A 24,093-nucleotide genomic window follows, 5' to 3' on the forward strand; every position below is an offset into this window, starting at 1 on the left:
GTCAGAATCCGGCGTAGCGGGCGGCCTCCGCCAGCCCGCCTTCCGCGCTCTCCCTCGAGACACGGTCGAACTCCCCGGGCGACCATACCTCGAACCGGAAAAACGCCCCCGAAAGGACGACCTGCGCCTCGATTCCGGCGTGCTCGAGCAGGGCGTCGTTGATGCGGATGCGGCCCTGGGAATCCCACACCGCCGAACTCGCCTGGGAGGCCACCTGGCGCAGCAGCGTGCGGGCCTTCTCGTCGGCCACCGACAGGTCGCGCACCTTCTGCATGCGGCGGGTCATCTCCTGGGCCGTGTAGACATAGAGACATCTTTCCTCGATGCCCGGGATCACGTACACGCGGTTCGTCTCCGCCATCAGTGCGCGCCACTCGGACGGAATGGTCAGCCGGCGCTTCGGATCCAAAGCGTGCCGGTACGTCCCTACAAAGACGCCCTGTTCCATTCCGTCCATCAGACTGCACTGCCTCCCACGGTCCTTCCTTTCGCCCCACTTTGTGACACTTCGCCCCACCTTGTGTCAATAAACTTTTTTCTTATTTGTTAAGAGGGAGTTAGAGAACGTCACCCCACGGAGGACCCCGTGTGCGCGAAAGACGGGCTCCGGTGCAATGATTTAGGACGCAGGGGTTTACGCGCCGGGAAAGCGGGGAGCGCTCAATGCTGCGCGCGGGCCCTAAGCTGGCCGCAGGCGGCGCCGTGGTGGACCCCCCGGGAGCGGCGGAGCGTGGCATGGACCCCTGCCCGGTCCAGTTCGCGGATAAACCGTTCGGCCTGTTTCGGGTCGGGCGCGCAGCCTTCGTACTCTTCGACCGGGCTGAGCGGGATCAGGTTGACGCGGGAAGGAAAGCGGGAAAGCCGGCGCGCAAGTTCGCGGGCGTGGGCGGGCGTGTCGTTGACGCCGGCGATCAGGGTATACTCGAAGGTCACGATCCGGCCGGTCCTCCCGGTATAGTCCGCGCAGGTCGTGAGGAGTGCGTCGAGCGGCCAGCGCCGGTTGGCCGGCATCAGCCGGCTGCGCAGTTCGTCCTCCGGCGCGTGCAGCGACACCGAGAGTTCAAACTGTTCCGGCTCGCGGGCCAGGCGTTCGATTCCCGGAATGACGCCGCAGGTGCTGAAGGTGATCCGCCGCGCGCCGATATTCGCGCCGTCGGGGTGGTTGAGAATACGGGCCGACTTCAGCACCGCTTCGAGATTGTCCAGGGGCTCCCCGACGCCCATATAGACCACGTGGGTAACCTTGCGCTCCGCCGACCCGTCCTCGGAGATCCGTTCGGCGGTCCGCCACTGCGCGATGATTTCCCCCGGCTCCAGGTCCCGGATGAAGCCGGCCCTGCCGCTCGCGCAGAAGGCGCAGGCAAAGCGGCACCCGACCTGGCTGGACAGGCAGAGCGTCATGCGTCCGCGGGCGGGGATCAAAACCGACTCGATCCGGTGTCCGTCGCGCAGGTCGGCGACCAGTTTGCGCGTATCGCCCGCCTCCCCGTGGACCTCGACCTCCGCGAAGGCCTGAAGCTCGAGGCGGTCTGCCAGCCGCCTCCGCAACGCTTGCGGCAGGTTGGCCATGGCATCCCAGGATCCGGCCCGGTGCACGTACAGCCAGTTCCAGAGCTGCTTCGCCCGGAACCCCGGCTCGCCCATCTCTTCGCACAGCGTGGCGAGTTCGTCCCGGCTGTAATTATGAATCAGCGGCTTCATCGGACCAGCCTCGCACGAAACGCCGCGGCGGGGAAGGAATCGATGCGGACCCGTCTTACCCTCACGGGGAACGGGAAAAGCCCGCAACGGTTTTTACTCGGATGAAAAACCGGGTTTGTTAGACTTTTCCGCGGAACCATTGGGAATAGAGAACTATGCGCAGCGACAGCATTTCATACATTTTTGATGTCGCAGGAAATCAGCTGCCACACGCGGGCGTGGACTTCCTCATGATCGGCGGCCACGCCGTCAACTACTATGGATTCAGCCGCGCGACCATCGATGTAGACTTCATAGTGGCCGCTGAGGATATGGGGACGGTACGCACCGTCATGAAAGAGGCCGGATTCTCGAATATTTCCCAGTCGGAAAATGTGGTTTTCTTCAACAAACCCGGCACGCCCGTTCGGGTCGATTTCCTGCAGGTTGACGCCGACACCATCAGGGCCCTGCTCTCCGATGCCCATGCGGTCGAATATGGCGGATCAACGATCAAGGTCCCCAGCCTGAACGACCTGATTTCGATGAAACTCTTCGCGCTGAAAAACGGAACTGCTGAACGATGGGAAAAGGACTTCCCCGACATTGCCCATCTGGCGGCTGAAAACAATCTGGACCCTGAACAGGACCTCAAACCCCTCTGCGAACGGTTCGCGGACGAAGGGATTTACTCAAAACTTGCTGCTCGGATAAAGGAACTCGACCATGATTAGGCATCCCGACATGCATGGCGTCCGGGAACCCCGGAAAAAACGGATGTCGCCTGCGGAGTACATCAGCTTCTGCGATTTCTGCATCAGGAACAATCCGCGGATCACACCGCAAAACTGCATGGAACGCAAAACGGGAGAAGAAACCATAACGACTCCCTTCAAACGATTCGGTTCTTCGTAGATTTTTTATGTTCACCCCTTCATGTCCTTCATGGTGAATCCCATTTTCTCTCCCCCTCTGAATCTCCCGCATCCCACCTTTCCCGGGAACCCTTCCATAAACACAGCGAAGGGTCTGTCCCTTCTTGACTCGCGCGGCGGGCTCGAACATGGTAACCCTGAAAAGAGGTGACCATGAGCAGGAACACATATCTCGACTCCTTCATGAAGTCTTTCGAATACATGGGGCTGACGTTCGACGACGTCACCTTGGTGACGCAATACGCCGATTTCCTTCCCGCCGAAACCGGGCTCGGCGCCGATTTCACGCGCCATATCCGCATGAACATTCCGTTCGTCAGCGCCGCGATGGATACGGTCACCGAGGCGCCGATGGCCACGGCCATGGCGATGCAGGGCGGAATCGGCGTCATCCACAAGAACCTCGACCCTGCGGAACAGGCCGCCCAGGTCTCGCGGGTCAAGCATTACCTCAACGGCCTGATCAATCAACCGATCACCTTCCGCGACTCGAACACGCTCAGGGAGGTGCGCGAGCGACGGGAACGGAAAGGGTACAAGTTCAGCGGCTTCCCCATCCTCGACGCCGAAGACCGGCTGGCCGGCATCCTCACCTCCCGCGACATGAAATTCGCCTCCGACCCGAACGCGAACGTGAGCGAGCTGATGACCCGCGAAGTCATCACGGCCCCCCGCGGCACGTCGCTGCAGGACGCCTATGCCATCATGCGCGGGAACAAGGTCGGCAAGCTTCCGATCGTGGAGGACGACGGACATCTGGTCGGGCTCTACAGTTATGCGGACGTGCAGAGTCTGGTCGAAAATGAACGCCCCTTCTATAACCGCGACTCGCATTACCGGCTGCGGGCCGCCGCGGCCGTGGGCCCCGGCGACGAACTCCGGGTGGAGCAGCTGGCGGAAGAGGATGTCGACGCCCTCGTGGTCGACACGGCCCACGGACACTCCGAGGGCGTGGTCGCCATGACCCGCTGGATCAAAAAACACTATCCGCATATCGAGGTCGTCGCAGGCAATATCGCCACCGGCCAAGCCGCGCGCGACCTGTGCGACGCCGGAGCGGATGCCGTCAAGGTCGGGATCGGTCCGGGATCGATCTGCACGACGCGCGTGGTGGCGGGGGTCGGGGTCCCGCAGATTTCGGCCATCTACGAGGTCGCCCGCGAACTGGACGGCGAGATCCCCGTGATCGCCGACGGCGGAATCCGCCACTCCGGCGATATCGCGAAGGCGCTCGTGGCGGGCGCAAACACGGTGATGATGGGCTCGCTGCTCGCCGGCACGGAGGAGAGCCCCGGTGAAAAAATTCTCTACCAGGGACGTCAGTACGTCATTTACCGCGGCATGGGCAGTCTCGACGCCATGCGCTCGCGCGCGGGCAGCCGCGAACGCTACGGCCTCGGGGATGCGGAGGAAGACGAACTCGTTCCCCAGGGCATCGAGGGTATGGTTCCCTACGCCGGCACCGTGCAGAAGGTCATGATCCAGTTCTGCGGCGGCCTGCGCTCCAGTCTCGGATACTGCGGCTGCCGCAACCCGGCGGAACTGGGTGAACGGGGACGGTTCCTGCGGATCACGCCCGCCGGGGTCACCGAGGCCCACCCGCACGATGTGAAGATCACCAAGGAAGCCCCGAATTACCGGAGCTGAAGCCACAAAAGGGCACGGGAGAGTTTAAGAGCGGAATCGCCACAAAAAGGCACAAAAAGGGCACAGGAGAATTAAAGAGGGGAATCGCCACAAAAAGGCACAAAGGGGCACAAGCCGGATCGCGCCACCCGCTTCCCACAATCCCCTCCCGGCTGCATGAAAATCGGGATCGCTCAGATCAATATGACGGTAGGCGCATTGCGCCGCAATGCCGATCGCGTGCTCGAGTACGCCGGGAGGGCGGCTGAAGCGGGAGCGGAGGCCATCCTCTTCCCCGAGCTCGCCGTTTGCGGCTATCCGCCCGAGGATCTGATTCTCAAGCCGCACTTTCTCCGCGACTGCGCCCGCGAGACGGATCGGGTCCGGGAGCATCTCCCCGCCGGCATCACCGCGCTGGTCGGGGCGCCGGTGCGCGAAGGGGACGCGATCTACAACGCGGTATCGGTCCTCCGCGACGGATCGGTGCTCGGCATCTACCGGAAAAACCTGCTGCCCAATTATGCGGTATTTGATGAGAAGCGGCTCTTCACCGCCGGCGAGGCATCGCTGCTTTTCGATCTCGGCCCGCTGCGGGCCGCCGTGCAGATCTGCGAGGACTCCTGGTTCCCGGACGGGGCGGCGGTGGCGCGGCTCGCCGACCGGCGGCCGGACGTGGTGCTCAACTGCTCGGCATCCCCCTATCACCGCCGCAAACACCGCGAACGCGAAGCCACCTTCCGGGCCGTCTCGCAGCGACTCGGGGCGCCGCTGATCTGCTGCAATCTGGCGGGCGGACAGGATGAACTGGTGTTCGACGGCGGATCGCTGGCGCTCGAACCCGGCGGCGAAGTTCGCTGCCGCGCCCCCCTCTTCCACGAGGACTTCCGCCTGGTAGAACTCGAATCACGCGGCGGGAAGGGGCTTCGGATCCGGGGCGAATGCGCCCCTGAACTCGACGAACACGAAGAAGTGTACGGGGCGCTGGCCACCGGCCTGCGGGACTATGTCGACAAAAACGGATTCCATGCCGTACTGATCTCCGCCAGCGGCGGGATCGACTCCGCCTTCGCCACGGTGCTGGCGGCGGACGCTCTCGGCGCGGATCGGGTCAAAACACTGACCATGCCGTCGGCCTACTCCTCCGAAGGCACGCAATCGGACGCCGCCGCCCTGGCGGAAAACCTCGGCACGGAATTCTTCCGCATCCCGATCGGAGAGGCCTTCGAGTGCTGTGAAAAGACGTTGCGCGGGGTGTGGGGCGAACGCGAACCGGACATCGCCGAAGAAAATATGCAGGCGCGGATCCGCGCGGTCTACGCGATGGCCCTGTCGAACAAGTTCGGCTGGCTGCTCCTGAGCACCGGCAATAAGAGCGAACTGGCGACGGGCTACTGCACGCTGTACGGGGACATGGCCGGAGGGTTCGCGCCGATCAAGGACGTGCCCAAGACCATGCTTTACGCGCTCGCGCGCTGGCGCAACCGGACGCACGGAGCGGTGCTGCCCGAATCCATCCTCACCCGGCCGCCCTCCGCGGAGCTGCGCCCGGACCAGAAGGATTCGGACTCGCTGCCGCCCTACGACGAACTCGACCCGATCCTCGAGGGCTACGTCGAACAGGATCTCGGGATCGATGCGCTCGTCGAGCAGGGATACGACCGGGCGCTCGTGGAGCGTGTGGTGGATTTGGTGGACCGCAGCGAATTCAAGCGCCGGCAGGGTGTGCCCGGCACGCGCATCACGCCCAAGGCCTTCGGACGCGACCGCCGGCTGCCGATGGTCAACGACTATAGAGGGTAAGCGGAAAACGGGGTCCGCCTGCTTCAGGCCCCCGCCGCTCCCCGAAGGCCGGAACAGATTCGTCACACCGCGTACATACCGAATCAGGCGGACTGATCCTTCTCCTGCCGGGCCTGTTCAATGACCTGCTGGGCCACGTTGCCCGGAACGCGCTCGTAGCGGTCGAAGTGCATATCAAACGTGCCCTGCCCCGCGGTCAGGCTCCGCAGTTCCGAGCAGAACTTGAACATCTCGGCCTGGGGCACGTCGGCGGTGATGATCTGCATGCCTTCCTCGGCGCCCATGCCGAGAATCCGGCCGCGTTTGCTGTTGAGCACGCCGGTGATATCGCCCATGTACTGCTCGGGCACCATGACGCGCACATGCATAATGGGTTCGAGCAGCACGGGCTTCGCCTTCTCGAGGGCCTCGTGCAGCGCACGCGAGCCGGCGATCTTGAACGCCACCTCCGAAGAGTCCACGTCGTGATACGATCCGTCGTACAACTCGACCTTCACATTGATCACCTCGGCCCCGACCATGGGTCCCTGCTGCAGGCCCTCGACAAATCCCTTCTCGCATGCGGGGACGAAATTACTGGGGATGGCGCCGCCGACGATCGCGTTATGGAACCACTCTTCGTCGGAGGGGTCGCGCGGCGCGACGCGCACATAGCACTCGCCGAACTGGCCGCGTCCACCCGACTGTTTCTTGTGGCGGTAGTGGCCCTCACCGTTCCCTGTGATCGTCTCCTTGTACGCCACTTTCGGCGTGTGGTGATCAAGCTCCACATTACTGCGGTCGCGGATACGCTCGAGGGTGACCTCCAGGTGCATATCGCCCATGCCCCACATCACGGTCTCGTGCGTTTCGCGCGTGCGCTCGATGAAGATCGAGGGGTCTTCCTCCGCCGCGCGCTGGAGGGCGATCCCCAGTTTATCCTCCTCGCCCCGGTTCTTCGGGAACAGGGCGTAGGCGGCCACCGGATGGGGGAACTCGATCGGCTTGAAGGTCACCTTGTGCGCAGGGTCGCAGAGGGTGTCGTTCAGCTCCGTATTCTTGAGCTTGGCCAGCGCTACGATGTCCCCGGCCTTCGCCTCCTGCACCGCGTCCTGCTTGCGGCCGTTAATATAGAGCATCGATCCGAGCCGCTCTTTCTGGTCCTTGGCCACGTTGAGCGCCTCGGCATTGAGTTTGAACGTCCCGCTGTAGACGCGGAGAAAATTGAGATGGCCCACGTAGGGATCGTTGACACAGCGCCACACCAGGCCCGCGAACGGCGCGTCTTCCCCCGTCGGAATCTCATGACCCTCAGCGTCGTGGACCACGATATCCTCCGGCGAGGGAAAGAGCCGCCCGATCGTCTCGAGCAGCGCATGGACGCCCTTGCCCGTCTTGGGGCAGGCCGCCAGCACCGGGATCACCCCTCCGTGCGCGACGGCCCAGCGCAGCCCTTCGCCGATCTCTTCGGCGCTGAGCGGCTCGTCGGCGAGATACTTCTCGATCAGTTCGTCCCGGGTCTCCGCCGCGCTCTCGACCAGCCGTCCCTTGAGATCGGACACCCGTCCGGACACCTCATCGGGCAGCGAGGAGGGATCGGCATCCAGCACGTCGATCGTATCTTCCATCCCGTTCACGGGCAGGACCACGGGCTCGCAACGCTCGCCCCAGACCTCCTGGATCGAAGCCAGCGTCTGTTCGAAATCCGTGTTCTCCTTGTCGAGCCCGGTCACCACGATCGCGCGCGGCTTGTTCTGCTTTTCGCACAGCCGCCAGGCACGGGTCGTGCCGACCTGGATGCCCGAGGCGGCATCGATGACGATCAGGGCGGCATCGGTCACGGCGGCCGCGGAGTGGAGCTGTCCGGTAAAATCGGCGAAGCCGGGCGTATCGACCACGACCAGACGGCGGGTGCGGCCGCTTTTCCCTTGAAAGGTGCCGTCGAAGGGCTTGGCCCAGATGCTGATCTCGTGGCGCTTTTCCTCTTCCGTCCAGTCGGCGTTGCTCGTGCCGTCCTCCGGCGAGCCGGCGCGCTCGACGACCCCCATGTCGGCCAGAATCGAATCGATGAGTGTAGTCTTACCGCAGCCCGTGTGTCCCATGAATGCCACGTTGCGAACGTCCGTCACCGGAATATCTTTCATCGGTATGCCCTCTCCTCGCTGATTCGATTCCCACAACACAAAACGCACCGTGGCAAGCGGCGCGCCAAAGGTCGACACCGTAAGGATTTCCGGCCGCAGTCGTCAATCTTTTAGCATCTACAGGATTTATTCCTTAAGGCAGGGACCGATTACGCGTACGCGTACGAGTACGAATTATGTTCTCTCTGAATCCCGATTTCGACTTCGATCCGGATTTCGAGATCCCATCCGTGTCATCGGTAATCCGTGGTCGAAAACTCAAGAAAGGTCTCTCGCCAAGGCGCCGGGATCGCAAAGAGGAATGAGAAGAGCACAGGCAAAGAAATCGTGCGCTCTCTCTTGCGTTCGTAGTAGGCCCGCAGACCCGCGAAGCAGGGCCAGGGCCGTTATCTTCACGCGCCTTGCCTGCCGGGGGGCAGACTTGCGGCGCTACTACGAACGTTTGTCGTCTCCCATCCCGCCTCCTCCCCAAACGGCTCCACCACAAAAAGCCGCGAATCACCAGGGCAAATCGCGCCCTCAAAGGGGATACTGAGAACCGTTCCAGCCAACAGGATTCCGGTAGTTCCATCTTCTACGGGCGGGGCGCGAAGACCATGGGGTCGCGGAAGAGTTCCGCGCCGTTCCGGTGCGAAGCGATGGCTGCCCGCAGCTTGCGTGCCGAGTCGACGTCCGTCGGCACCGCATCTTTACTCAGCAGCCGGACCTGCAGCTTGCCTTCCACAAGCTCATACGCGGCGTACTGGTACACCCGCCCTCCCTCGGGCATCGACCCGTCGGCCGCGCCGAGCCAGCGAAGCTGCACCAGCTCCACCCCGGCGGGCTCCACGTGGTGAGCGCGGGCATAGATCGCGTCAGAACCCGAAGGATCGAACACCACCAGGTACGTCTTTTCATTCAACGGCAGGACGGTCAGCCGGTCGACGTCGCCACCCGCTTTCACCGATTCCCAGGCACCGGTCAGGCCGGGATCTCTTGCACTCGAAGGCTTGTCCGAAAGCGATACGGTGTACTCGCAGGCGCTGAGCAGGCATGCCACAAGAACCACCGATGCGAGCGTGCCGAACAGCCGTACGAAAAGCTTAACGTTCCTGCGCACCCGTTCCGTTCCGTTCCGCCCCGACCCGCGTGAACCGGCAGACGTACATCCGTTCCCGCACCATTCAAACGCGCTTTTGCTGTCTTCGTGTCTCATGGGTTTTCCTCCTGTTTTTCAACCGGCTGCAGTGTCCTCCATGAAATCGGGCGGCCGGTCCGTCGCCCGCCGGATCAGGCCGGGGATGCGTTCCGCATCGAAGCCGATCCAGTACACCCGCCATTTCTCCACCGCATGACGTCCGTCGGCGAGGCGGTCATACCACTGGTTCACCGGATTGCCCCGGTGCGAGCGCCAGAACAGTGCCGCATGGCTGCGCCGGACCTCGCGCCACAGTTCCTGTGCGATCCCCTCGCCCCGGGCCTCCGCGCCGACGGCGAACTTGGAGAGGTAGCATCCTTCGGGGAGCGTCTCGAGCACGACCGCGCCTCGGTAGTCCTGTTCGAGGTAGCACTCGGCGCATTGATCGAGAATCGCGGGATCGCGCAGCGGACGCCCGAAGCTCTGCTCGAGCAGGGCCGCCAGACGGGCGCGGTCCACGCCTTCCAGTCCTTCATGCCGGACGATGACGCTCCCGCGCCGGACGACCGTGCCCGCACCGCGCACGGTAAAGATCTCCGGCAGGAGATGAATAGGGGACGTGAATGAAATGTGCAGGTCCGGACGACGCTCCAGAAGCTCCGTCGCCGTCCGCGCCGCCGGCTGGTCGCTCTCGCTCACCTGTACGCCGTTCTCCCGGGCGGTATAGAGGTAGAGAATTTCGCGCCCGCCCGCGTCGCGCAGCCCGCCCGCACTGCGCAGGAAATGGATCCGGGTGGCCGAAGAGGTCAGCGTCTCTCCGATCGCCTCCTCCATCCCGGCCTCTTCGCGCACGAAAACCGGAATGAGACCTTCCGCCGCCACCGCATCGAATTGCGCCGGGTCCCCGACGCGCCGGAATGGCGGCTCGCCGTGGCCTTCGAGCCGCGACCAGGCCTCTTCGGCTCCGGGTCCGGCCAGCAGGAGCGCGGGCATCAATTCGAGACGCGTGAGAAAATGGAGGTCGAACGCCAGCATCTCGCCCGCTTCCCCGATCAGCCGCGGTTCGGGCACGAGCAGGGCGAAACAGCGCCCCCCGGCCGAGCGGAATTTCTCGAGGTAGAACTCGTATTCCTCCCGGCGGCCGATGCCGTCGAGGAACAACCGGATGGTCTTGTCGAGCAACATGGCCGTGATGATAGCACGGGGCGGGTCGCGGAACAATCGCCGCGCCGCCACGGCGCGGGATTATTTCGCGTTCCGCGTATGCGTGAGGAGGCGCGATTGCGAGTACGAGCAGGATTACGATTACGATGATGGGGGATGGATTCCGGTATCGCGCCGGATCACTACAGCGCAGACGTACTCCGAATTATCTTCCGCTGTGCCCGCCCTTCTGCTACGAATTTCATCCTTTTCAAACCCATGAAGGGAGCTGGCATGGCTGACCATTATCGTATCGTCCTGCTGCCCGGAGACGGCATCGGCCCCGAAGTCTGCGCCGAAGCAGTCCGTGTACTGAAGGCCTGCACGGAAGCGGGCGGACCCGCGTTCGCATTCACCGAACACAACGCCGGCGGCGTCGCCATTGACCGGGACGGAGACCCGATGCCGGACGACACGCTCGCGGAATGTGCGGGGGCGGATGCCGTACTGCTGGGTGCCGTGGGCGGGCCGAAGTGGGACGAACTGACCGGCCCCATGCGGCCGGAGTCCGGCCTGCTCAAACTCCGGAAGGCCCTCGGCGCCTTCGCGAACCTCCGCCCCGTATCGATCCCGGCCTGCCTCGCGGACCACTCGCCGCTCAAGCGTGACCGCATCGCGGGCGTCGACCTGCTGACCGTGCGCGAGCTGACCGGCGGAATCTACTTCGGGCAGCCCGTCGGGCGCGAGGGCGAAGGCGACGACGAGCGCGCATGGAACACCATGCTCTATTCCGCGGACGAAATACGGCGCGTGGCCCGCGTCGCGTTCGAGTGGGCGCGCAAACGGCGCGGCGTGGTGACGAGCGTCGACAAGGCCAACGTGCTCGAAGTCTCGCGCCTGTGGCGGGACACGGTGCGCGCCCTGCATGAAGCCGAATACGCCGACGTGGAACTCAATCATTTGTATGTCGACAACGCGGCGATGCAGATCGTGCTGCGTCCCGCGCAGTTCGACGTCATCCTGACCGGCAACCTGTTCGGCGACATCCTCTCCGACACCTCCGCGACGCTCGGCGGCTCGCTCGGTCTCCTGCCCTCGGCCAGTCTCGGCGGCGGCACGGGGCTCTTTGAGCCGGTGCACGGCAGCGCGCCGGATATTGCGGGCGAGGGCAAGGCCAACCCGCTGGCCATGATCCTTTCGGCGGCCATGATGCTCGACGATCTGGGCGAGGCGAATGCGGCGGACGCGGTCAGGCGCTCCGCGGACCGCGTACTGGAGGCGGGCTACCGCACGGCCGATCTGCGGACGCCCGAATCCAAATCCGCCTCCACGTCGGAGCTGGGTCGCATGATCGCCGAAGAGGTCAAGGACCGAATCGGGAGCTGACATCCGTGAATCCCGCACTCAGGCTCTGGCAGCGGTTTCTCAAGACGCCCTCGCGGGTCCCCGTAGCCGGCTTTGCGCTCCTGATCGTCCTCGGCACCCTGGCGCTCTCCCTCCCGGCGGCTACGCTCGCGGAGGGTCGGCTCGCGCTGGAGGACGCGGTATTCACCGCGACTTCCGCGGTCTGCGTCACGGGACTGGTCGTGCGCGATACCGCGCTCGATTTCACCCTGTACGGACAGCTCGTGATCCTGGCGCTGATTCAGGTCGGCGGCATCGGCATCATGTCGATCTCCACCCTCTTCCTGCTGCTGGTCCGCCGGCGCACGGGGATGACGGAGCGGGTCGTGCTGCGCGACTTCTACACCCACACGGGGGAGTACAGTTCGAAGGCGATCCTGATCCACGTCACGAAATTCACCTTCGCGGCCGAGACCCTCGGCGCCCTGCTCCTCTACGGCCGTTTCATGAACGGATACCCGCCGCACCAGGCCCTCTATCTCTCGGTGTTCCACTCGGTGAGCGCCTTCTGCAACGCCGGCTTCTCGCTGTTTTCCGACAGCTTCATCAATTACGTCGACGACCCGGTCGTAAACCTCACGCTTGCGGGCCTGATTATCGCGGGCGGTCTCGGGTTCCTGGTGGTGGCGGAGCTGCAGGCGGGCGCGCGCCGCAAGCCGCACCGCTGGCGGCGGCTCAGCCTGCACACGAAGCTGGTACTGACCTCGACCGCGGTCCTGATCGCCGCCGCTACGACCCTGATCTTTTCCATGGAAAGGGGCAACACGCTGCTTCCGCTCGAACCCGCCGACCGCCTCATGGCCTCGTTCTTCCAGGCGGTCAGCTGCCGCACGGCCGGATTCAACACCCTGGATATCGGGGGCATGACCAACGAGACCCTCTTCTCGCTGATGATTCTGATGTTCATCGGCGCGGCTCCGGGTTCGTGCGGGGGGGGGATCAAGGTCACCACCGCAGCCGTACTGGTCATGCTGGGGTGGTTCAGTCTCCGCGGGCGCACCTCCCCCCGGGTCTTCCGCCGGACGATCCCCGAGGAAAGCGTCTACCGCGCGCTCAGTCTTTTCATCGTCGGTATCGTGGTCGTCGCCGCGGGTACGGTCGCCCTGCAGATCACCGAACTCGCCGGCGTCCCCCACTCCGAATCGCACGGCCGCTTCCTTGAGCTTGCCTTCGAGGCGGTCAGCGCGTTCGGAACGGTGGGTCTGTCCACGGGACTCACCGCCTCGCTGTCCGCCGCGGGCAAGGGGGTCATCACGATCCTGATGTTCGTCGGCCGGCTCGGCCCCCTCGCAATTGCCCTTGCGATCAGCCGTTCACGCCCCGCATATTACCGCTACGCCGAAGAGACCATCATGATCGGATAAGGGAGAGAGGCCCATGCGCCAATTCGCCGTCATCGGACTGGGAAATTTCGGGACTTACCTGGCCGCGGAACTCTACCAGAAGGGACACGAGGTTCTGGCGATCGACCGCAGCTCGGCCCGGGTTCAGGATTTCAAGGATTCGGCCAGCCGCGCGGTCGTGGCGGACGGCGCCGACCGCAGAGCGCTGGAGCAGCTTGACATCGCCGAGATGGACGCGGTGATCGTAGCGGTCGGCAGCCTGGTCAGCCAGTCGATCCTGATCACGCTCAACGTCAAGGAACTCGGCGTGCGTAAAATCTACGCCAAGGCGATCAGCGAACCCCACGGCCGCATCCTGGCCCGGGTCGGCGCCTCGGAGGTGCTCTTCCCCGAGAAGGATCTGGCGCTCACCCTGGCGGAGAAGCTGCACAATCCCAACGTGCTCGACTGGCTGAAATTCAGCGAGGAATACAGCATCAGCCAGTTCGCGGTGCCGGACAGCTTTATCGGCAAGACGCTTCGCGACCTCGACCTGCCTCACAAATACGGCATCCAGGTGGTCGCCGTCCGCAATGAGGCCCAGGAAAAACCGCATACCGTGCCGGATGCCGACTATGCCTTCCGCAGCGGCGATACGCTCATCCTGATCGGCCCCAACGAGGGACTGGCGAAACTCCGCGACGCGTAGGGAGAAAGAGACGGAGGCCGAGCGCTCTTCAGCCCTCCACCCCCATGCGGTAGGTCTGTCCGCCGCCGAACTCGAGGATGCGCCGGACGTATTTCCCGAGGATATCGGCTTCCAGGTTAACTTTGGTGCCCGCCTCGAAATCCGACATGTCGGTCTGCTCCATGGTGTGGGGGATAATGTAGACCACAAACCCGTCCGGCCGCAGCTCGGCGACCGTCAGCGAAATCCCGTCGAGAGCGATGGAACCCTTGTAGACCAGCAGCATCTGCATCTCGCGCGAGCATTGAACGGAAAACTTCCAGTCCCGCTCGACGCGGTCGATCGCCGCGATCTCACCCAGCCCGTCGACGTGGCCGGTGACCATGTGGCCGCCCAGCGTGTCGCCCAGCGCGAGGGCGCGCTCCAGGTTCAACCGGTCCCCCGCCTTCTTTTCGCCGAGACAGGTCTTGTCGAAGGTCTCCTTGAGCACATCGAACATCAGCCACTCGCCGTCCATTTCCGCAACGGTGAGACAGGCACCGTTGACGGCGATGCTGTCGCCGACCTTCACCGGGCGCTCCCACGGCCGGTCCGGTCGCAGCGTGATTCTTCCCGCCTCGCCTTCCATCTCGATCGACTTCACTTCGCCGAGCCGGTCAATGATTCCCGTGAACATGTCTGCCTCCCTTGTTCTGCGCCTCTTTGCGGCCGCCCTCTTCTGTGAATTCTGTGCCTGTTTGCGGCCACTCTCTTCTGTTATCGCCGTGTCCCTTTGCGGCCCGGATCATCAGGTCCTCCCCCACGCGGCAAATCTCCTCATACTTGAGCGCGCGTGCATCCGCGAGGCCGAGCCCCATAGGGGCGAACGCGGGGCGGGCGTCTCCGCCGAGGATCCGGGGAGCCATGAAAAAGATATACTCGTCCACCAGCTGCGCACCGGCGAGAGCGGCGGCGATCTCCCCGCCGCCTTCGCAGAGGACGTGCAGCAGCCCTCTTTCGCCGAGGGTGTCCAGCACGGCTCCGGGGTCGCAGCCTCCGTTCGTCTCCGGCACTTCGATCGGCTCGACCGGCAGCTCGCCGCGGGGCGCGCCTTCCGGCGTAAACACCAGCGTCCGCGCGGAGGCCTCGTCCTGAAACACCCGTGCGCCGGGATGGAGCCGGCCGTCCGCATCGAGGATCACCCGGTACGGTTCCCGTCCTTCCGCGGGGCGCGGCAGCAGCGAGGGATCATCGTGCGCCACCGTGCCCGAGCCGACCATGATCGCGTCCGCCCTGCGACGCAGGGCCTGGACGCACGTGCGGGCCTCCGGCCCGCTGATCCATCTGGAACGACCGTCACGATCCGCGATCCGGCCGTCGGCGGTCATCGCGAGTTTCAGGGTGACGCGTGGGCGGCCGCTCACGATCCATTTCGCGAACGGCGCAATCAGGGCCTCGGCCTCGTCGCGCAGGACGCCGCACTCGACGTCGACCCCGCCCGCGCGCAATTCCCGCAGCCCTTCGCCCGCGTGGGAGGGATTGGGGTCCTCCGTTCCGACCACGACCCGGCCCACCCCGTGTTCGAGGATCGCGCGCGTACAGGGCGGGGTGCGGCCCTCGGTGGAACAGGGCTCCAGGGTCACGTAGAGGGTCGATTGCGACCACTGCGCCGGAGTCAGCCGGGGGGCGCTTGCGAGGCACGCGGCCTCCGCGTGCGGGCCGCCGGCGCGTCGGTGGTATCCCGCGGCGATCTCCTCGCCGCCCCGGACGAGCACGGCGCCGACCGGCGGGTTCGGGCGCGTCAGCCCCTCGCCCTTCCGCGCGAGTTCCAGTGCGCGTTCCATGGCCCGGCCGTCCTTCATACGCCTTCGTCGTCCTCTTCAAATATCGATCGTACGAACGATTCCGGATCGAAGGGCGCGAGATCCTCCTCGCCCTCGCCGAGTCCGGCGTAAAGGAGGGGAATCCCGAGTTCGCGTCGCACCGCGAAGACCGCCCCGCCTTTCGCCGAGCCGTCCAGTTTAGTCAGGATCGCACCGGTCAGCGGCACGGCCTGATGGAAAAACTTCGCCTGCGCCACGGCGTTCTGGCCGATCGAGGCATCGAGCACGATCCAGGTCTCTTCGGGCGCGTGCTCCCGCCCCTTCTCGAGTGCGCGGGAGATTTTGCCCAGCTCGCGCATCAGCGGTTCGCGGGTATGCATACGGCCGGCGGTATCCACCAGCAGCGTGTCCGCCCCCCGCGCGAGCGCCGCCTGCTGGGCATCGTAGGCCACGGCGGCGGCATCGGACCCGCGCTGCCCCCGGACCACGTCGCAGCCGACGCGTTCCGCCCACAGTGCGAGCTGTTCGGTGCCGGCGGCCCGGAACGTATCGGCCGCGCACAGCAGCGGTTTGCGGCCGTTTCCCGCCGCCCGCCGGGCCAGCTTTGCCGCGGTGGTCGTCTTGCCCGAACCGTTCGCGCCCACCAGCAGCACCGTCATCGGGCGCGGCGCCTCCGCCCAGGAGACCGGCGCGGCCGGTCCCAGTTCCTCGATCAGGCGCCGCTCGATTCCCTCACGCAACCCGTCTCCGCCCGACGCCTCCGCCGTCTCGACCAGCTCCATCGCCAGCCGCGCCGGGAGATCGGCGGCCAGCAGGTTTTCCTCCAGCTCCTCGACCGCCTCTTCGGAGGGCCGGCCGCCCCCGAACAGCGTACCGAGACCCCGGCGTACGGTGCGGCGGGTCTTGCGCAGGGCTTCACGCCAAGACGCCATCACTCCTCTTCCTCCCCCGTCACCGGCCCCGGACGCACCGTCCGTGCCGGGCGGCTGATCGATTTACGCACCTTGTCGAGAACGCCGTTGACGAAGCGCGCGGATTCGTCCGAACTCAAATCCTTGGCGATTTCTATGGCCTCGTTGATGGAGACCACCGGGGGGATATCGTCGCGATAAAACATTTCGTAGAGGGCCACGCGCATGATGTTCCGGTCCACACATCCCATGCGCTCCACCTCCCAGTTGGGGGTGAACGACTGCAGCCGCGCGTCGAGTTCCCCGCGCCTCGCCATGACCTCGCGCACGGTCTTCTCCGCAAAAGTCCGGAATCGCGCCACCGGCCGCTTGTCTTCGAAAAAGGAGGCGAACAGCTCCTCGATCGGCGACGGGTTGAGGTCGGCCTGGTAGAGCATCTGCACGGCCCAGCGACGCGCTTCGCGCCGTCCGCGGGCCGGCCGGGATTCCGGCTCAGGCTCTTCGGAAGGAGGTGGCGGCGACGGTTCGTCGCCGGGCTGCGGTTCCCCGCGATCCGGCCGGGCCGAGGGCTGCCAGATCTCCGGCTCCGCCGCACCCGTTTCCGGGACTTCCGGCGAGGGGGTCGGTTCAACCGGCGGAGGGGGCGAGACCGGCGGGGGGTGCGGGGCCCGGATCCGCCGGTAGAGATTCGCGGTCTCGACCGCCGCCTCCGCTGCGTACCACCCGCGGCTGCCTTCACCGTAGCGGCAGCGCGCCTCGGCATGCGCCCAGGAGGGCGCGCCGACGATCTCGTTGATCACCGGGGTGCCGGTGCTCCGCGCCAGCTCCTGCAGGGCGAAGCCGGTCGACCGGATGATCATCCGCGCGTGGGAGGTCTCGCCTTCGATCACCGCCCCGAGCGCGATCAGGGCGTCGAAGGAGCTTTGTTCCGCGAGTGCGGCGAGAACACCCGGGAGTTCGCCGGCGCCGGGCGCCCAGCATACCGTAAGGTCCTCCTGGCGGGCGCCCGCGCCGCGGAGGGCGTCGACCGCACTGCGCGCCAGTTCGCCGGTCAGGGCGAGGTTAAACCGGCTGACCGCGATCGCGAAGCGCAGACCCTGCGCGCCTCCGCGCCCGTCGCGTGTCTGCGCCGCCAGTGCCGGCAGGTCCTCGAATGATTCCGCCATGCCCTTCTGCTCGTTCATACGTACGATTCCCCTTGCGGGAAGGCCCGGTTCACGTTTGAACCATCCCATTCCCTGTTGTTTTCACGGCGTCTTCGCCGTCATGCTCCTGTCGGCGCGTGCGCGGCGACAGCTCACAGCATATGCCGTAGCTTTTCCCTCTTCGTCTTCAGGTAGCGCGCATTGTACTCGGAACACGGAAGGATGAGCGGTACGCGCTCCTCGACCCGGATTCCGTATTTATCGAGTCCCTCGATCTTCGCCGGGTTGTTGGTCAGCAGCCGGATGCGGCGCATTCCGAGGTGCCGCAGGATCTGCGCGCCGATTCCGTAGTCGCGCAGATCGGGCTGAAATCCGAGGTGCTCGTTGGCCTCCACGGTGTCCATGCCCTTCTCCTGAAGTTCGTAGGCGTGAATCTTCTTGGAAAGACCGATCCCCCGCCCCTCCTGGCGCATGTAGACGATCGCGCCGTAGCCGTACTCACTGACGCGGCGCATCGCGGTCCTGAGCTGCGGACCGCAGTCGCAGCGCTGCGACCCGAAGACGTCGCCGGTGAGACATTCGCTGTGGACCCGAACCATGGGATGCGGGCGTTCCTCCGTCGGTTCCCCGCGGATGAGGGCGAGGTGGGGCAGCGGGTCGACTTCCGAAACGTACATGCGCATCCTGAAGTCGCCGTAATCGGTCGGCATTCTGACCTCGCGTTCCAGTTCGACGAGATCCTCGTGGATAAATCGGTGGCGGGCGATTTCTGCAAGCGTCGTAAGTTTGAGCCCGTGTTCGCGCGCGAACGTGACCAGGTCGTCTCTGCGGGCCATGGTGCCGTCGTCGTTGAGGATCTCGCAGCACACCCCGACGGGGCGGCACCCCGCCAGGCGCGCCAGATCCACCGTCGCCTCCGTATGCCCGGCGCGCTCGAGCACGCCGCCGTTCGCGCTTTTGAGCGGAAACATATGGCCGGGCTTCAGAAAATCGTCCGCAGCCGCTTCGGGGTCGGCCAGGGCGCGGGCGGTGAGAGCGCGTTCCGCGGCACTGATCCCGGTGGTCGTGCCTTCTTTGACGTCGACCGAATCCATGAACGCGGTCTTATACTTATCGCCCTCCTCCTGAAGCGGCATCATGCGCGTCAGCCCCAGCCGCGACAGCTCGCTGCCCGCCATCGGCACGCAGACCAGGCCCCGTCCGCGGGCGACCATGAAATTCAGCATTTCGGGCGTGACGTGTTCCGCCGCGCAGATCAGGTCGCCTTCATTCTCGCGGTGTTCATCGTCGACCACGATGACCATCCGTCCGGCGCGGATATCCTCGATCACTTCCGGCAGCGGGTCCGGCACCAGGGCTTCTCGTTCCGTTCCTTCAGCACTCATATACAGGGGCTCCCTTCCGGCGCTTCATAAAAAAATCCTGAAACGCCTTCGCGCTTCAGGATCTTGCCGCGCCCTCCGGGGCGGAACAGCCGCGCTTCTACCATCCAGACTTTACTGTCGGCCGCAGAATCTCACTGCGTCAGTCCCTCTCGGGAGTCGCGGGCTTTCACCGCCGGTCGGGAATCGCACCCTATCCTGAAGTCGCGAACCGTCACTTTGCCCCGCAGCGCCCCGGCGAGGCAAGTCAAATCCGGGGGAAAGAGGAGAGAGGATAGATCAACCATGAAGGGCATGAAGGGGTGAACATAATTCGTACTCGTACGTAGCGAAGCGGTACTCGTACTCGATTTGCTGGACTGGAAAAAAATCGCACCTTCTTCGCTCCGAGTACGCGTACGAGTACGATATTCCCCTGAGTGCCCCGATGTTGAATTCAGGAGGGGGACCGGAGGTCACCCGACGATTGTGACGCGCTCACCAAGCTTCACCACCCACGGAGTGGTGGTTCGTTCCGCGGTGAGAAGCCGGGCGTCGACGGTCAGGGCCAACAGGATGTACGCAGCATCATAAGCGGTCGCATCATAGTCATACGCCGTCTTAAGCAGTCCGGCACGCGGGGGATCCGTGACCTCGAGGGGGGCTTCACAGTGAAGCCCGTAGATGTCCTCGGCCAGTTCCGGGTCAAGCTCACCGCGTTTTGTGTACGTTCGAAGAACGTTCGCGAACTCCTGGTAGTGCAGCGTCGGGACCATCACCCTATCCCGTCCTTCCGCACAACGGGTCTGCCAGCGGCGCGCCTCAAACGAGAACGGCTCATTCAGGTACCAGGCGATGGCCACGCTCGTATCGAGAACGATTCTCATGCGTCACGCTTCCTGTCCGCCCGTATCGCCTCCACCGCCGACAGGCTCATGCGCCGTTCGCCCACGCGCCGGCGCACATCGGCGAGCCGTTCCTGATACGAAGCCCGCTTCTGTTCTTCGCGCTTCACGACCACAAAAGTAGCCAGGGCCTCATGAACGAGCATCCGCTTGCTCCGAGCCGAGGAGTATTGCATCGCCTCCTGCACCAACGCATCGTCCAGAACTATATTGGTTCTCATACACTTCTCTATACACCCTACACATTTTATGTGTCAACACATGGGTTCGTGCCACCCGGCAGCCCCGAGGAATCGATCGACTTGACCCCCCTTTTACATTTCGTTATCTTTAGCCGTGAGGTGTGTGGAATCAGGTACACTTCACAAGGGAGTATGAGATGATGCGCTGGTGGGTGGCGTGGGCGGTGTTATGGATGACGGCGTGGGGGATCGCAGAACCCGCGAGTGAACCGATCCGTCCCGGCAGCCCGGGCGAACAATTTTTCTGGAACGAGTACTCGTCACGGTTCATCTATCCCCCCGCCTTTTACATCAAGGCAGACCCTTCACCCGTTCACCAACGATACCGTTATACGCTTCGTGCGGCGGGAATGGATGAAAGGTGGACCTTTGAAGCCCGGGTTCCCTACGCCCCTCTGACCCCGCTCTGGGACGAGCTTCCTACGGGACAGACCACCCTCACGGTTGAATCCCTGACGGCAACGGGGAGCGTGGTCCGCGTGGTCGGCGAGCGAACCTTCTTTAAGGCCCCGAGCTACAACGGGCCGTATGGCCCCGCAGACACCCCCTACGCCAAGAGTGCACGGAAGGCCCTGATGTTCCAGTACAACCAGCCGCACTACCGGCACTGGCGCCGGGGCGAGCCCGGCTATTACCACTACGGGTGTTATCCCTCCAAGACGTTCGGCTCTGCCGTACGCGGCATGGTAACCCTGGCGAAACATACGGAAGACGCACAGGTTCGCAGGGAAGCGCGCGCCGCGGCCGTTTTCGTCGCCGATCTGCTGCTGGACATGGCCTTTCCCGGCGGGACTCCATTCGCCGGACTGGTTCCCACCTACGACGACGAGCACCGTGTGGCGCAAAATTCGGACTGGTGGGACGACCGCGCGAAGGGGCGCCTGATGCTGACGGAGCCGGTCGACAGCGCCTCGTCGCTGCTCGATCTGTACGAGTTCACCGGCGACGCACGATATCGCGAGGCCGTATGGCGCATGATGAGAACCTATCGCCGCACCCAGCTTCCCTCCGGAACATGGCCGTTGCGCGTGCTCCATGCCACCGGAACACCCGATGCCGCAAACAGGATGATCCCGGCGCGCCTGATTCTCCTGCTCGACCGGCTCATCGAAGATTACGAAGCGGAGGAATTCGTCGAGATGCGCGACCGCGCCGTGGCATGGATCGAAACCCATCCCATGCGGAATTTTCACTGGGAAGGGCAATTCGAGGACATCCCGCGCTGTGCCCCCTACCTGAATCTCTCTCATTACGCCGCCGTGGATTACGCACGCTACCTGCTGCGTCATCGCAAAGAACGTCCCGGAAATGTCGAACGTGCCCGGGAGCTGCTGCGCTTCGCCGAAGACCAGTTCATCATCTGGGAACCGCCGACCCTGCGCTGGAGCAACGCCATGACCCCCTGCGCCCTCGAACAGTACTGGTGCTACCGTCCGATCAACGCCTCCGCCGCCCACATTATCCACGGGTTCATCGAGGCCTATGAAGCCATCGGCGATGCGCTCTATCTCGAAAAGGCGCGTTCCCTCGCCAACACCCAGGTCGCCGCCGCCGATCCCGAAACAGGTCAATACCGCACCTTCTGGTACTCCGACGGGACGAACAAGGGCAACAACTGGGACAATTGTGCGATCGATACCGCCCTCGCCCTATTGCGTCTGTCGGAGGTGGAGGGAGACGAACCCTCTTTGCGTCCGTGACGGGCTGACGCGTCGCGGCCCGTTCAGCCCGCGGGCACTCCACCGGAGATGCTCCCCTTTTTTCCGCTCACCTCCGGGCTCTCCTGCGCTTTATTCTTGCCCGCGCGCGAAGTCCCGGTAGTGTTTCCCGCTGTATCCGCGCGGCGTCAGGCCGCGGCACACAGATCATTTCAACCGACGAGGAGGTCGTTTTGAACAGAGAACTTATCGCGAACACGATCCGGGGCCTTTCGATGGACGGCGTGGAGGCGGCCAAATCGGGTCATCCCGGAATGCCGATGGGGATGGCGGACGTCGCCACGGTGCTGTGGACGAAGTATTTGCGGCACAATCCCGCCAACCCCGACTGGGCGGACCGCGACCGTTTTGTGCTTTCCGCCGGTCACGGATCGATGCTGCTCTACTCGCTGCTGCATCTGGCCGGATACGATCTTCCGCTCGACCAGCTCAATCAGTTCCGCCAGTGGGGCAGCCGGACGCCCGGCCACCCCGAGTACGGCCACACGACCGGCGTCGAAACCACCACCGGCCCGCTCGGCCAGGGATGCTGCAACGCCGTCGGATTCGCCCTGGCCGAGCAGATGCTCGCGGCGCGGTTCAACACGGACGAGACCTCCGTGGTCGACCACCGCACCTGGGTGATCGCCAGTGACGGCGACCTGATGGAGGGCGCCTCGCACGAAGCCTTCGCGCTGGCCGGCCACCTGAAACTCGGCAGGCTGGTCGTACTGTACGACGACAACAACATCAGCATTGAGGGCGATACGGATCTGTCCTACAGCGATGATGTCCGCAAACGCTTCGAGGGCTATCACTGGAACGTCCTCGAGATCGACGGCCACGATTACGACGAGATCGACGCCGCGCTGGAGAAGGCCTGCGCCTGCGTGGACGCCCCCACGCTCGTCATCTGCCATACCCGCATCGGAAAGGGCAGTCCGAACATGGAAGGCTCGGAGGCGACCCATGGCGCCGCGCTCGGCGAAGACGAGGTCGAGGCGACCAAGAAGGCGCTGGGACTGCCGACGGACGAACTCTTCCACGTGCCCGACGAGGTGCGCACCGCCTTCGCCGAAGTGGCGGAACAGGGCGCCGCGGCGGAGCGGGAATGGAACGAACGCTTCGCGCAGTGGCGTAAGGCCGACGGCGAGCGTGCCGCGCTCTGGGATCTGCACATGAGCGGCGACGTGCCCGCCGATCTCGCCGCGCACCTCCCCGAATTCAAGGCGGGCGACAAGATCGCCACGCGCAAGGCCTCCGGGGCGGTGATCCAGAAGATGGCCGCCGCCTACCCTCCCCTCGTCGGCGGCTCCGCCGACCTGGCGCCGAGCAACAAGTCGCTGATCGATGACGGCGGCGACGTCGCGGCGGGCTGCTTTGGACCCCGCAACCTGCACTTCGGGGTGCGCGAACTGGGCATGACCGCGATCCTCAACGGCCTCGCCCTGCACGGCGGCTTCCGCCCCTACGGCGCGACCTTCCTGGTGTTCGCCGACTTCATGCGCCCGGCGATCCGGCTGGCGGCGCTGATGAAGCAGCCCGCGGTTTACGTCCTGACGCACGACAGTTTTTACGTCGGCGAGGACGGTCCCACGCACGAGCCGATCGAGACCCTGGCCAGCCTGCGGATCATTCCGAACATGACGGTGATCCGTCCCTCGGACGCCACGGAGACCGGCGCGGCCTGGGTCCAGGCCTTGAAGCATCGCGAAGGGCCGACGGCGCTGCTGCTCACCCGCCAGGGGCTGCCGGTCATCGACCGCGAGGAGTGCGCGCCGGCCGCGAACCTCGAGCGCGGCGCCTACACGCTGTGGGAGAGCGGCGACGGCACGCCGCAGATCATTCTGATCGGCAGCGGCTCGGAGGTGGATCTCGCGCTGCAGGCGGGCCGCCGCCTGGCGGACGAGGGCACGGCCGTCCGCGTGGTGAGCATGCCTTCGCGCGAGCTGTTCGAAGCCCAGGACGAGTCGTACCGGAAGAGCGTCCTGCCGCCCGAAGTCGAGTGCCGCCTGGCGGTCGAGGCCGGCGTGACATACGGCTGGGAGCGGTATACGGGGGCGAAAGGCCGCGTGATCGGCATCGATCACTTCGGCGCCTCGGCCCCGGCCGCGCGCATCGCACAGGAGTTCGGATTCACCGTGGACCACGTCTACGAGACGGCCTGCGAAATGGTGAAATGAAGCCCGGCG

20 protein-coding genes and 1 riboswitch are annotated in these 24,093 nt (G+C 64.8%); of the genes, 8 read left to right on the forward strand and 12 right to left on the reverse strand.

Annotation, left to right across the window (positions count from 1 at the left end; genetic code table 11):
* Position 1: 1 nt before the first annotated feature.
* Positions 2-457, reverse strand: a complete 456-nt coding sequence (locus L21SP4_RS08655) for a division/cell wall cluster transcriptional repressor MraZ (RefSeq protein ID WP_052882276.1) — start codon at positions 455-457, stop codon at positions 2-4.
* 203 nt (positions 458-660) lie between these two features.
* Positions 661-1,701, reverse strand: a complete 1,041-nt coding sequence (rlmN, locus tag L21SP4_RS08660; protein ID WP_052882277.1) for a dual-specificity RNA methyltransferase RlmN — start codon at positions 1,699-1,701, stop codon at positions 661-663.
* A 155-nt stretch (positions 1,702-1,856) separates the two neighbouring features.
* Here rlmN and L21SP4_RS08665 point away from each other — a divergent pair, with 155 nt between their 5' ends.
* The 3 genes from L21SP4_RS08665 (at position 1,857) to L21SP4_RS08675 (ending at position 6,041) form a co-directional block, all read left to right on the forward strand.
* Complete coding sequence (locus tag L21SP4_RS08665) at positions 1,857-2,414, forward strand: nucleotidyl transferase AbiEii/AbiGii toxin family protein (RefSeq protein WP_052882278.1); 558 nt, start codon at positions 1,857-1,859, stop codon at positions 2,412-2,414.
* A 354-nt stretch (positions 2,415-2,768) separates the two neighbouring features.
* Entirely contained in the window at positions 2,769-4,262 is a 1,494-nt protein-coding gene (gene guaB / locus L21SP4_RS08670) for an IMP dehydrogenase (RefSeq protein ID WP_082116651.1), read from the forward strand.
* 156 nt (positions 4,263-4,418) lie between these two features.
* Entirely contained in the window at positions 4,419-6,041 is a 1,623-nt protein-coding gene (locus L21SP4_RS08675) for an NAD+ synthase (protein ID WP_052882279.1), read from the forward strand.
* Positions 6,042-6,124: 83 nt separating this feature from the next.
* Here the strand turns inward: L21SP4_RS08675 and fusA are convergent, their stop codons facing one another.
* From fusA to L21SP4_RS08690, 3 genes are all read right to left on the reverse strand, one after another.
* The gene (gene fusA / locus L21SP4_RS08680) at positions 6,125-8,164 is read right to left on the reverse strand and encodes an elongation factor G (RefSeq protein WP_052882280.1); all 2,040 of its coding nucleotides are present in this window, start codon (positions 8,162-8,164) and stop codon (positions 6,125-6,127) included.
* A 574-nt stretch (positions 8,165-8,738) separates the two neighbouring features.
* A complete protein-coding gene (locus L21SP4_RS08685) occupies positions 8,739-9,359 on the reverse strand; it encodes a hypothetical protein (protein WP_052882281.1) in 621 nt (206 codons plus the stop codon).
* An 18-nt stretch (positions 9,360-9,377) separates the two neighbouring features.
* Positions 9,378-10,517 carry a hypothetical protein gene (locus L21SP4_RS08690; RefSeq protein ID WP_160300768.1) on the reverse strand — a complete coding sequence of 380 codons (1,140 nt, stop codon included), beginning with the start codon at positions 10,515-10,517 and terminating at the stop codon, positions 9,378-9,380.
* A 201-nt stretch (positions 10,518-10,718) separates the two neighbouring features.
* Between L21SP4_RS08690 and leuB the strand changes: the two genes are divergently transcribed.
* From leuB to L21SP4_RS08705, 3 genes are read left to right on the forward strand one after another with little or no spacing between them, the layout of a single operon-like run.
* Entirely contained in the window at positions 10,719-11,810 is a 1,092-nt protein-coding gene (gene leuB / locus L21SP4_RS08695; protein WP_052882283.1) for a 3-isopropylmalate dehydrogenase, read from the forward strand.
* A 5-nt stretch (positions 11,811-11,815) separates the two neighbouring features.
* Positions 11,816-13,192 carry a TrkH family potassium uptake protein gene (locus L21SP4_RS08700; protein ID WP_052882284.1) on the forward strand — a complete coding sequence of 459 codons (1,377 nt, stop codon included), beginning with the start codon at positions 11,816-11,818 and terminating at the stop codon, positions 13,190-13,192.
* A gap of 13 nt (positions 13,193-13,205) precedes the next feature.
* Entirely contained in the window at positions 13,206-13,859 is a 654-nt protein-coding gene (locus L21SP4_RS08705) for a potassium channel family protein (protein ID WP_052882285.1), read from the forward strand.
* 28 nt (positions 13,860-13,887) lie between these two features.
* Here the strand turns inward: L21SP4_RS08705 and L21SP4_RS08710 are convergent, their stop codons facing one another.
* From L21SP4_RS08710 to L21SP4_RS12455, 7 genes are all read right to left on the reverse strand, one after another.
* Complete coding sequence (locus L21SP4_RS08710; protein ID WP_052882286.1) at positions 13,888-14,514, reverse strand: riboflavin synthase; 627 nt, start codon at positions 14,512-14,514, stop codon at positions 13,888-13,890.
* Positions 14,495-15,679, reverse strand: a complete 1,185-nt coding sequence (gene ribD, locus L21SP4_RS08715; RefSeq protein ID WP_052882287.1) for a bifunctional diaminohydroxyphosphoribosylaminopyrimidine deaminase/5-amino-6-(5-phosphoribosylamino)uracil reductase RibD — start codon at positions 15,677-15,679, stop codon at positions 14,495-14,497. Before ribD ends, L21SP4_RS08710 begins: the two co-directional genes overlap by 20 nt.
* A complete protein-coding gene (gene ftsY, locus L21SP4_RS08720; RefSeq protein ID WP_052882288.1) occupies positions 15,676-16,572 on the reverse strand; it encodes a signal recognition particle-docking protein FtsY in 897 nt (298 codons plus the stop codon). The genes ribD and ftsY overlap by 4 nt, the downstream gene beginning before the upstream one ends.
* Positions 16,572-17,735: a transcription antitermination factor NusB gene (gene nusB / locus L21SP4_RS12745; protein WP_160300769.1), complete on the reverse strand. Its 1,164-nt coding sequence runs from the start codon at positions 17,733-17,735 to the stop codon at positions 16,572-16,574. The genes ftsY and nusB overlap by 1 nt, the downstream gene beginning before the upstream one ends.
* Before the next feature lie 113 nt (positions 17,736-17,848).
* Complete coding sequence (gene ribB, locus L21SP4_RS08730) at positions 17,849-19,048, reverse strand: 3,4-dihydroxy-2-butanone-4-phosphate synthase (RefSeq protein WP_144413875.1); 1,200 nt, start codon at positions 19,046-19,048, stop codon at positions 17,849-17,851.
* A gap of 122 nt (positions 19,049-19,170) precedes the next feature.
* Positions 19,171-19,288: riboswitch (FMN riboswitch) on the reverse strand.
* A gap of 245 nt (positions 19,289-19,533) precedes the next feature.
* On the reverse strand, positions 19,534-19,944 hold the full coding sequence (locus L21SP4_RS08735) for a type II toxin-antitoxin system VapC family toxin (protein WP_052882291.1): 411 nt from the start codon (positions 19,942-19,944) through the stop codon (positions 19,534-19,536).
* Complete coding sequence (locus L21SP4_RS12455; protein ID WP_074041435.1) at positions 19,941-20,183, reverse strand: type II toxin-antitoxin system VapB family antitoxin; 243 nt, start codon at positions 20,181-20,183, stop codon at positions 19,941-19,943. The genes L21SP4_RS08735 and L21SP4_RS12455 overlap by 4 nt, the downstream gene beginning before the upstream one ends.
* A 158-nt stretch (positions 20,184-20,341) precedes the next feature.
* Here L21SP4_RS12455 and L21SP4_RS08740 point away from each other — a divergent pair, with 158 nt between their 5' ends.
* Both L21SP4_RS08740 and tkt read left to right on the forward strand, forming a co-directional pair.
* A complete protein-coding gene (locus L21SP4_RS08740; RefSeq protein WP_052882292.1) occupies positions 20,342-21,904 on the forward strand; it encodes a glycoside hydrolase family protein in 1,563 nt (520 codons plus the stop codon).
* A 191-nt stretch (positions 21,905-22,095) separates the two neighbouring features.
* A complete protein-coding gene (gene tkt, locus L21SP4_RS08745; RefSeq protein ID WP_236682491.1) occupies positions 22,096-24,084 on the forward strand; it encodes a transketolase in 1,989 nt (662 codons plus the stop codon).
* The last annotated feature ends 9 nt before the right edge of the window (positions 24,085-24,093 follow it).

It is taken from the genome of Kiritimatiella glycovorans, assembly GCF_001017655.1.
GTDB lineage: Bacteria > Verrucomicrobiota > Kiritimatiellia > Kiritimatiellales > Kiritimatiellaceae > Kiritimatiella > Kiritimatiella glycovorans.

Bases quoted from the DNA above. Each gene is read 5' to 3' on its own strand.
- L21SP4_RS08655 (WP_052882276.1), bottom strand. From the start codon at position 457: ATGGACGGAATGGAACAGGGCGTCTTTGTAGGGACGTACCGGCACGCT.
- rlmN (WP_052882277.1), bottom strand. From the start codon at position 1,701: ATGAAGCCGCTGATTCATAATTACAGCCGGGACGAACTCGCCACGCTG.
- L21SP4_RS08665 (WP_052882278.1), top strand. From the start codon at position 1,857: ATGCGCAGCGACAGCATTTCATACATTTTTGATGTCGCAGGAAATCAG.
- guaB (WP_082116651.1), top strand. From the start codon at position 2,769: ATGAGCAGGAACACATATCTCGACTCCTTCATGAAGTCTTTCGAATAC.
- L21SP4_RS08675 (WP_052882279.1), top strand. From the start codon at position 4,419: ATGAAAATCGGGATCGCTCAGATCAATATGACGGTAGGCGCATTGCGC.
- fusA (WP_052882280.1), bottom strand. From the start codon at position 8,164: ATGAAAGATATTCCGGTGACGGACGTTCGCAACGTGGCATTCATGGGA.
- L21SP4_RS08685 (WP_052882281.1), bottom strand. From the start codon at position 9,359: ATGAGACACGAAGACAGCAAAAGCGCGTTTGAATGGTGCGGGAACGGA.
- leuB (WP_052882283.1), top strand. From the start codon at position 10,719: ATGGCTGACCATTATCGTATCGTCCTGCTGCCCGGAGACGGCATCGGC.
- L21SP4_RS08705 (WP_052882285.1), top strand. From the start codon at position 13,206: ATGCGCCAATTCGCCGTCATCGGACTGGGAAATTTCGGGACTTACCTG.
- L21SP4_RS08710 (WP_052882286.1), bottom strand. From the start codon at position 14,514: ATGTTCACGGGAATCATTGACCGGCTCGGCGAAGTGAAGTCGATCGAG.
- ribD (WP_052882287.1), bottom strand. From the start codon at position 15,679: ATGAAGGACGGCCGGGCCATGGAACGCGCACTGGAACTCGCGCGGAAG.
- ftsY (WP_052882288.1), bottom strand. From the start codon at position 16,572: ATGGCGTCTTGGCGTGAAGCCCTGCGCAAGACCCGCCGCACCGTACGC.
- nusB (WP_160300769.1), bottom strand. From the start codon at position 17,735: ATGAACGAGCAGAAGGGCATGGCGGAATCATTCGAGGACCTGCCGGCA.
- L21SP4_RS08735 (WP_052882291.1), bottom strand. From the start codon at position 19,944: ATGAGAATCGTTCTCGATACGAGCGTGGCCATCGCCTGGTACCTGAAT.
- L21SP4_RS12455 (WP_074041435.1), bottom strand. From the start codon at position 20,183: ATGAGAACCAATATAGTTCTGGACGATGCGTTGGTGCAGGAGGCGATG.
- L21SP4_RS08740 (WP_052882292.1), top strand. From the start codon at position 20,342: ATGATGCGCTGGTGGGTGGCGTGGGCGGTGTTATGGATGACGGCGTGG.